Here is an 8,528-nt window from a genome sequence, read left to right as displayed (position 1 = left end):
GCGCGGTGACGGTGACGGGTGCCGGGTGCCGGTGCGCGCGCGTACCCGGGTGCGGGCGGGGTGCCGGGTGCGTACCCCAGTGCGGGCCGGGTGCCGGTGCGTGCGCGTACCCGAGTGCGGGCGCGGTGCCGGTGCCGGGCGCGGTGCGTGTCCCGGGGCCGGGTGCCGGTGCGTGCGCGTACCCGGGCGCGGGCGCGCGCGGGTCGGGGCGCGCCCGGTGACGCCCCAGCGGGACCGGCCGCCCGGTCCCGCTCAGGCCGCACGGTTCCGCTCAGGCCGCACGTCCTCGCGCCCGCCACACCAGGTACAGCGCCGAGGCGACGGCCGCCACCCGGAGCACCACCGGCCAGGCGCCCACCAGGACGTCCCCCATGCCGCCCTCCGCGATGGGCTCCCCCCAGCGCCCCTCCATCCGGCCCCACACCCACACCACGGTGGCTGCCACGACCACACCCGGCAGCCCCATCGCGGCCCACTTCGCCTCGGCCCGGGACAGGGTGCGCGAGCTGTACGCGAGGAGCCAGCCGCCCGCGAGTGCCAGCCAGGAGCCCGTCACCGCGCCGCCGACCAGCAGCGCGGCGGCCAGGAGCAGCAACGGATGCGCGAAGCGGGCGGTCTTCGTCGCGGCGGCGGGCTCCGGTGCGGTGGCGGCTGCCTTGCGGCGGCGCAGCCTCGGCAGCCCGAGGCGTACGCGGGCGCCCTTCGCGGGCTGCTCCCCGCCCTTGTCGGCCCCGGACCCGCCCTCACGGTCCTCGCCGTTCTCGCTCTTCCCGCCGTCGACGTCGTCGCGGTCGTCGCGGTCGTCGGCCTCCTCGTCCGCGTCCGGATCGCGCCGGGGCTTCGGCGGCCTCGGCGGCCTGAAGATCTCGGGGATCTCCACACCCCCGACGAATCCCGGTACGCGCTCGCCGTCGCCGAACGACCCCGGCGCGATGCGCCACCAGTCGGGTTCGCCGCCGGACGGGCCCTGCTGTTCGAGGCCCAGGACATGGGGCGCGGAGGGGTCCGGCCAGTCGTGTGCCGGGGCGGGGGTGTCCTCGGCCGCAGCCGCGTCCGCCGCGCCCCCGCTCCCCTTCCGGCTTCCCCGGCTTCCCCGGTTCTCCCGGCTTCCCCGGCTCTCCTCGCGCTCCCGGCCCTCTCCCGGGCTCTCGGGCACTTCCGACGCGCCCCGCCGGGAACTGTCTTTCGGCTCCTTGCGGAGCAGCCCGCTCCGGGGCCGGGGGAGGTTGCGCCACTGCCCGCCGCCGGCCCCGCCGCCCGCTCCGCGCTCCGCGCTCCGCGCCGACGGCAGCGGCACCGATCCGTCGCCCGACTCGGCCGCCGCGGCCACCAGTTCGTCCGGCGTACCGAGCCTGCCGATGATGCGCCGCACCGCCGCCGGGGTGCCCGTGCCGTCCTGGTGGCGCTGCCGGTCGATCTCGCCCCGAAGCGTCGAGACGAGCCGCATCCGGGCACCCGAGGGCAGCTGTTGTTGCTGGGCCAGGTCCCCGACCCGGCTCAGATAGTCGTAGACGAGCTGGTCGCTCTCGATCCCCACTCGATGGTTCCCCTCTACCGGCCCTGCCCCGACGGTAGCGTTCCAGCGGCTACCGTGGGACGGATGGGGACGACCACACCACCGCGCACGCTCGCCGAAGCTCTGCGCGCCCGCGCCGACGAATCGCTGGCCGGGCTGCTGCGTGCCCGCCCCGACCTCCTCAGCCCCGTGCCGAACGACATCACCCAGCTCGCGACGAGAGCGGGCACCCGTGCCTCCGTCGTCCGCGCGCTGGAACACCTGGACCGGTTCGCGCTCCAGACCGCGGAGGCACTGGCCGTGGCACCGGACCCGGCCCCGTACGGCACGCTGCTGTCCCTGCTCACGGGGGACGGCCAGGACGACGGGGACCAGCGCGACGACGCGGGGAGCGCGATCACCGCCGCGCTGCCCGCCGCCCTGGCGACGCTGCGCGAACAGGCCCTCGTCTGGGGCGAGGACGACCGGCTGCGCCTGGTCCGCACGGCCAGGGAACTGCTCGCCCCGTCCCCGCAGCACCCCTCCCCCACCGGCCTCGGCCCGACGGTCGCCGAGGCGACCGCCGGCATGTCGCCCGGCCGGCTCCAGGAGATCCTGACCGCGGTCGGGCTGCCCGCCACGCACGACCCGGTCTCGGCCGTCACCGCGCTGGCCGGTCTGTTCACGGACCGGACCAGGATGGCGGCCCTGCTGGACACCGCCCCGGTCGAGGCGCTGTCCGTGCTGGACCGGCTGGTGTGGGGGCCGCCGTACGGGGAGATCACACCGAACCCCACGCCGCCGGTCCGGTGGCTGCGCGACCGCGGCCTGCTGCTGCCGGTGTCGACGCGCACCGTCGTACTGCCCCGCGAGGCGGCGCTGCATCTGCGGGCCGGGCGCGCCCACCGCGTACCGGAGCCGGTGCCGCCGGTCGTCGCCGCGGCGGCCGAGCGGGATCCCCAGGCTGTGGACAGAGCGGCGGCGGGTCAGGCGTTCACGGCCCTGTCCACCATCGAGGACCTGCTGAAGCTCTGGAACGGCGGCGGCCCGGCGATCCTGCGCGCGGGCGGGCTCAGCGTGCGTGAGCTGAAGCGGGCCGCGAACGCGATGGACGTGACGGAGCCGGTCGCCGCGTTCTGGGTCGAACTCGCCCACGCGGCCGGACTGCTGGCCGCCGACGGGGAGAGCGACGAACGGTACGCGGCGACGCCCGCGTATGACGACTGGCTCGAACTCCCCGCCCAGGACCGCTGGGCACGGCTCGCCACCGCCTGGCTCGCCGCCACCCGTACCGCCGGTCTGGTCGGCGGCCAGGACGCCAAGGGCCGGGCGCTGTCCGCACTCGGCCCCGAACTGGACCGCTCGGCCGCGCCGGAGGTACGCCACCGGGTGCTGGCCCTGTTCGCCGCGCTGCCGCCGGGCACGGCGCCCGACCCCGTGACGCTGCTGGCCCGGCTGCGCTGGGAGCGCCCGCTGCGCGGGGGTGCGCGGGGCGCCGGGATGCCGGGGGCTCCCAGGCCCGCCGAGGCCTCGTCCTCCGCCCCCGGGGACACCTCCGACCTGCGGTCCCGGATCGCCCTGTGGACGGTCAACGAGGCGGAGCTGCTGGGCATCACGGGCCGGGGCGCCCTCTCCTCGCAGGCCCGCGCGCTGCTGGCCGACGGGCCCGGCGCGGCCGCCGCCCTCCTCGCCCCGCTCCTGCCGGAACCCCTCAGCCATGTGCTGCTCCAGGCCGACCTGACGGCCGTCGCCCCGGGCCCGCTGGAACGCCCGCTGGCCGAGATGCTGTCGGTCCTCGCGGACGTCGAGTCCAAGGGCGGGGCCACGGTCTACCGCTTCACTCCCGGTTCCGTGCGCCGGGCGCTGGACGCCGGGCAGGCCGCCGCCGACCTGCACGCGTTCCTGGCCGCGCACAGCCGTACGCCGGTGCCGCAGCCGCTGAGCTACCTCATCGACGACGTGGCCCGCCGCCACGGCCATCTGCGGATCGGCTCCGCCTCGGCGTACGTGCGCTGCGACGACGAGGCCGTACTGAACGAGATCCTCGCCGACAAGCGCTCGGCCACGCTGCGGCTGCGCCGGCTCGCGCCGACCGTGCTGGCCGCCCAGGCCGACCCGGCGTCCCTGCTCGAAGGGCTGCGCGAGATGGGCTACGCCCCGGCCGCCGAGTCCGCCGAGGGCGACGTCCTGATCACCCGGGCGGGCGCCCGCCGCACCCCGCCCCGCTCGGCGCCCGTACCCGTGCCCGAGGGCCCGCCGGTCCCGGACGAGACCCTGCTGGGCGCGGCGGTCCGGGCGATCCGGGCCGGGGACACGGCCGCCACGGTCGTCCGCAAGGACACCGGAGAGGGCCCCGAGACCCCCGCCTCCGCCGGGTCCCTGCCCCGTACGACGTCGGCGGAGACCCTGGCCACGGTCCAGGCCGCCGCCATGACGGGCTCGGCGGTCTGGATCGGCTACGTCAACGCGGACGGCGCCGCCAGCCAACGGGTGATCGCCCCGGTCAGGGTGGAGGGCGGCTTCGTGACGGCGTACGACCACACGGCCGACGAGGTCCGCACCTATCCCCTGCACCGCATCACGGGCGTGGCCGAACTCGCCGACGACGCGAAGCCGTAGGGCCTGCCGTTCGGAGCCGGCCGCCCGGCGTCCTCACCCGCGCCGGGCCGCTTTCAACATGTCCACCAGCCGGTCCACATCCGTCCAAGGGTTCTGACGGTGCCCCTTGGCAGTACGACGCCTCAGCACCTCCGCGCGTTCCTTGGCCTGCCCGAAGCCATCGCGCAGGCTGTCGTACGCCAGGTGCTTGCGGGACATGGAGTATCCGCAGGCGCCGAGCTTCTCCAGCGCTCTCTGCGCATCGCCCGACGTGCTGTATCTCGTGACGTCCACGAAATGGAGCATGATCCACAACTCGAAGCACGGGTTGGTGAGGGCCACCTCGACACCGTGCCGTCGGGCAAGTTCCAAGGCCTTGTCCAGACCGTCGTGCGGAATCGGCGCCTCGACATCGATCACACACCAGACCTCGTCGTACGCCGTGTGCCGGTCCTGCGGGGAGCGGGGGGCTCGCTCCTTGTGCTCGATCGCCGCGCGGACCAGTGACTGCGGCTCCCCATGCTCACCGCCGAGGCAGATGGACACGGGCAGAGTCCGCAGGTCGGAGCGCAAGCCCTTGAAGTACTGGTCCTCGGTACGCTCCCCTTCGCAGTAGATGAGAAACCTACGCTGCTCCGGGCGTACGCCCTTCGTCCGCTTCAGCGGCTTTCCCCGCTTCACGCCCACCCCCAAGCCCGAACGCCGCGGCCACATCCCGCAGCAGGTCGTCGTCCAAATGCGGCACCGCCCCGTAGCGACCCTGCAGATAGCGCCTTTCCAGGTTGTCGGCCGAGTGACGGACGGAGAACTCGGTCAGCGGAAACAGCCTCGTTGCCAGCGTCCGTGGGTCCTTCTCGGTGAACCAGACCTGGTCCCTGAAGAGTTCGGTGCGAACGTTGCGTCCGAGCAGCGCCGCCTCATGCGTGCTGAAGACCAGCTGCGCCCCCCTGCTGTTGGTCTCGGGGGACTGGAACATGCCCACGAGGGCATCGACGAGATAGGGGTGCAGCCGGGCATCGAGTTCGTCCACGCACAGCACACCGCCCTCGGCCAGCGTGGTGATGACCGGGCCGATGAGGCCGATCCATGTACGCGTGCCACTCGACTCGTACGCGAGGTCGAGCGGGAACACACCCTCCGCGGTCCGGTGCTCCACCCGGACCCGCTGCTTCGCGTCGTCCTGGACACGGACCTTGTCCCCGAGCGCTTCGCGGAGCGCCCGGGTGATCCGCTGGTGGTCCTCACGGATGGATTCGTCCCAGTCCTGGATCTCCAGTCCGGACACGCCGAGATCGGCGAAGCGGAGCAGATCCAGCACCGGCTGGTTCCCCCGGCCGTCCCGCCCCTCCAGGCAGAGCCCGACCGTGAGGTCCAGGCGGCGGGCGAAGTCATGGTCGGTGGCCATCCGCAAACCGGACCTGAACCATTGGAAGACCTCGCTGAGCTGGTCGTGCCCCTGTGCCGCCGCGACGGACAGGTACAAGCTGTTCGGCCTGAGCAGTTCGGCGATCAGCTTCCGCCGGCCGGTGAGCCATCTGCCGAAGGTGATCGGGCCGGCCGTCCCACGTTCGTACAGACGGCGTTGCCGGCCCTCCGGGTAGTAGTACAGCCACTCCTCGGTCACCCGCTCGTCATCGACCGAGAACCCGAACTGGTGGTGCACTCCACCGACAACGAAGTCGACCGCGAAGGAACTGGGACGTTCCGCGGCGCCATGACCGAGCAGGAAGGGGCGGCGTGGAACTCCGCCGCTGGGGTCCCAGCGGCGGAATGAGGAGAGAACGGCAGATCGCATCCAGCCGAGGGAATCGATGACGTTCGACTTCCCCGATGCGTTGGTGCCGTAGATCGCGGCGACGGGGACCGCGAACTCACCCGCGCTCGGGGAGGGGAATTCGGCCCGCTCCGGATGGCGGTCGGCGGCGACGAGGGACAGCTCCTGTTCCTCCAGCAGCGACGCATGATTCGTGACCTGGAACCGCAGCAGCATGCCAGCCTCTCCAAGTATCGAACAATGTCTTTCCATGGCTCATGTCGTCATGATCCGACGATAGTGCCCGTGAAACGGCATTGCATAGAGATGACACCCGTCCGAGTCAACCACCGGACAGCGTGATCGAGGACGACGATGTGCCCCGGTGCGACGGCGCTCCCGGACCGGACGGCGCCCTGGTCCGTTGTCGTCCGCGACCGTCGGCGCGGGCTTCGGACGGGTCTCGAAGCGGCCGGTGTCACTGGACCCCTCCCCACGTGCCGCGCACCCGCCGGACGGGCGGCGGACGGGCTCTGTGGCGTGAGCCACCCACCGCTCACCCCGCATGCGGCACACTGGACGTTTGGCCGCAGCAGCGAGCCGCACCCCCGCAGAAAGGGCCGAAGCGCGTGACCGGACCCCTCATCGTCCAGAGTGACAAGACGCTGCTCCTCGAAGTCGATCACGAGCAGGCCGAGGCCTGCCGCCGGGTGATCGCGCCCTTCGCGGAGCTGGAGCGTGCGCCCGAGCACATCCACACGTACCGGCTCACCCCGCTCGGGCTGTGGAACGCCCGCGCCGCCGGGCACGACGCCGAGCAGGTCGTCGACGCGCTGGTGGAGTACTCCCGCTACCCCGTGCCGCACGCCCTGCTCGTCGACATCGCCGAGACGATGGCGCGGTACGGGCGCCTCACCCTGTCCAAGCATCCGGTGCACGGTCTGGTGCTGACCAGCACCGACCGGCCCGTGCTGGAGGAGATCCTCCGCTCGAAGAAGGTCGCGCCGCTGGTCGGGGCCCGGATCGATCCGGACACCGTGGCCGTGCACCCCTCCGAGCGGGGGCAGATCAAGCAGACGCTGCTGAAGCTGGGCTGGCCGGCCGAGGACCTCGCCGGGTACGTGGACGGCGAGGCGCACCCCATCGAGCTGGACCAGGACGGCTGGGCGCTGCGGCCCTACCAGCGGCAGGCCGTCGACGGGTTCTGGCACGGCGGGTCCGGGGTCGTCGTCCTGCCCTGCGGCGCCGGGAAGACGCTGGTCGGCGCCGGGGCCATGGCCGAGGCCAAGGCGACCACGCTGATCCTGGTCACCAACACCGTCTCGGCCCGGCAGTGGAAGCACGAGCTGGTGAAGCGGACCTCGCTGACCGAGGAGGAGATCGGCGAGTACAGCGGTACCCGCAAGGAGATCCGGCCGGTCACCATCGCCACGTACCAGGTGCTCACGACGCGGCGCAAGGGCGTGTACCCGCACCTGGAGCTCTTCGACTCGCGCGACTGGGGCCTCGTCATCTACGACGAGGTGCATCTGCTGCCCGCGCCCGTGTTCAAGTTCACCGCCGACCTCCAGGCCCGGCGGCGGCTCGGGCTCACCGCGACGCTGGTGCGGGAGGACGGCCGCGAGTCGGACGTGTTCTCGCTCATCGGACCCAAGCGGTTCGACGCCCCGTGGAAGGAGATCGAGGCGCAGGGCTACATCGCGCCCGCCGACTGCGTCGAGGTCCGGGTCAACCTCACGGACTCGGAGCGGCTCGCGTACGCGACCGCCGAGGCCGAGGAGAAGTACCGGTTCTGCGCCACCACCGCGACCAAGCGCAGGGTGACGGAGGCACTGGTGCGCAAGCACCAGGGCGAGCAGACCCTCGTCATCGGGCAGTACATCGATCAGCTCGACGAGCTGGGCGAGCATCTGGACGCGCCGGTCATCAAGGGGGAGACGAGCAACGCGCAGCGCGAGAAGCTCTTCGACTCCTTCCGGCAGGGTGAGATCAGCGTGCTCGTCGTGTCGAAGGTCGCCAACTTCTCCATCGACCTGCCCGAGGCCACCGTCGCCATTCAGGTGTCGGGGACGTTCGGGTCACGTCAGGAGGAGGCGCAGCGGCTGGGCCGGGTGCTGCGGCCGAAGGCCGACGGGCACGAGGCGCGGTTCTACTCGGTGGTCGCCCGCGACACGATCGACCAGGACTTCGCGGCGCACCGCCAGCGGTTCCTGGCCGAGCAGGGGTACGCGTACCGGATCATCGACGCGGACGAGCTGCTGACCGACAGCTGAGGCGGCGTACGAGGGCTGACGGGGGCGGCGGGGGGCCTCGGTGCTTCCCGGGTACGGCGAGGCGGCGGGGGACCTCGGTGCTTCCCGGGTACGGCGAGGCGGCGGGGCCCCGGCGCGTCCCCGGTACGGCGTACTCATCGGGTGCACCGTACGCCCGCCTCCTCCGCGTACTCCCCCAGGACGACGACGCCGAACGCCGTCCGCGTGAAGACCTTGAGGGCGCGCAGCGCGTCGCCGACGCGGTGGGGCCGGTGGTGACCGGTGGCCGCGGTCGCGCCGTGCGCGGGGCCGGTCCTGCGTGGGTTCAGGGTGACTGTGCTCATGTGTCCATGGTGCTCCGGGCGCCCCCGCGGACGCGTCGGTCCACGGTCGGAACCGGCGGGGCCGGCGGGTAGGCCTCCGGTCGCAC

6 protein-coding genes are annotated in these 8,528 nt (G+C 73.1%); 2 read left to right on the top strand and 4 right to left on the bottom strand.

Annotated features, from left to right (window positions below):
* Nucleotides 1-271: 271 nt before the first annotated feature.
* The gene (locus ABT170_RS39250; RefSeq protein ID WP_351875807.1) at nucleotides 272-1,537 is read right to left on the bottom strand and encodes a hypothetical protein; all 1,266 of its coding nucleotides are present in this window, start codon (nucleotides 1,535-1,537) and stop codon (nucleotides 272-274) included.
* Nucleotides 1,538-1,600: 63 nt separating this feature from the next.
* On the opposite strand from ABT170_RS39250, the gene ABT170_RS39245 reads away from it, so the two are divergent.
* Nucleotides 1,601-4,114 (top strand): helicase-associated domain-containing protein, encoded by a 2,514-nt coding sequence (locus ABT170_RS39245; protein ID WP_329941102.1) that lies wholly within the window; start codon nucleotides 1,601-1,603, stop codon nucleotides 4,112-4,114.
* A gap of 33 nt (nucleotides 4,115-4,147) precedes the next feature.
* On the opposite strand, the gene ABT170_RS39240 is transcribed toward ABT170_RS39245, so the two are convergent.
* A complete protein-coding gene (locus tag ABT170_RS39240) occupies nucleotides 4,148-4,774 on the bottom strand; it encodes an RloB family protein (protein WP_351875803.1) in 627 nt (208 codons plus the stop codon).
* Nucleotides 4,719-6,083 (bottom strand): AAA family ATPase, encoded by a 1,365-nt coding sequence (locus tag ABT170_RS39235; protein WP_329941104.1) that lies wholly within the window; start codon nucleotides 6,081-6,083, stop codon nucleotides 4,719-4,721. The genes ABT170_RS39240 and ABT170_RS39235 overlap by 56 nt, the downstream gene beginning before the upstream one ends.
* Nucleotides 6,084-6,475: 392 nt before the next feature.
* Here ABT170_RS39235 and ABT170_RS39230 point away from each other — a divergent pair, with 392 nt between their 5' ends.
* On the top strand, nucleotides 6,476-8,119 hold the full coding sequence (locus ABT170_RS39230) for a DNA repair helicase XPB (protein WP_351875800.1): 1,644 nt from the start codon (nucleotides 6,476-6,478) through the stop codon (nucleotides 8,117-8,119).
* A gap of 134 nt (nucleotides 8,120-8,253) precedes the next feature.
* Here ABT170_RS39230 and ABT170_RS39225 read toward each other — a convergent pair whose 3' ends face one another.
* Nucleotides 8,254-8,442 carry a hypothetical protein gene (locus tag ABT170_RS39225; RefSeq protein ID WP_351875797.1) on the bottom strand — a complete coding sequence of 63 codons (189 nt, stop codon included), beginning with the start codon at nucleotides 8,440-8,442 and terminating at the stop codon, nucleotides 8,254-8,256.
* Nucleotides 8,443-8,528: the final 86 nt, after the last annotated feature.

Origin of the sequence: Streptomyces sp. NPDC001787 (assembly GCF_040297465.1) — a bacterium.
Taxonomy (GTDB): Bacteria; Actinomycetota; Actinomycetes; order Streptomycetales; family Streptomycetaceae; genus Streptomyces.
The sequence above is the reverse complement of the archived record's forward strand: the minus strand, read 5'-3'. Positions and strand labels throughout refer to the sequence as shown.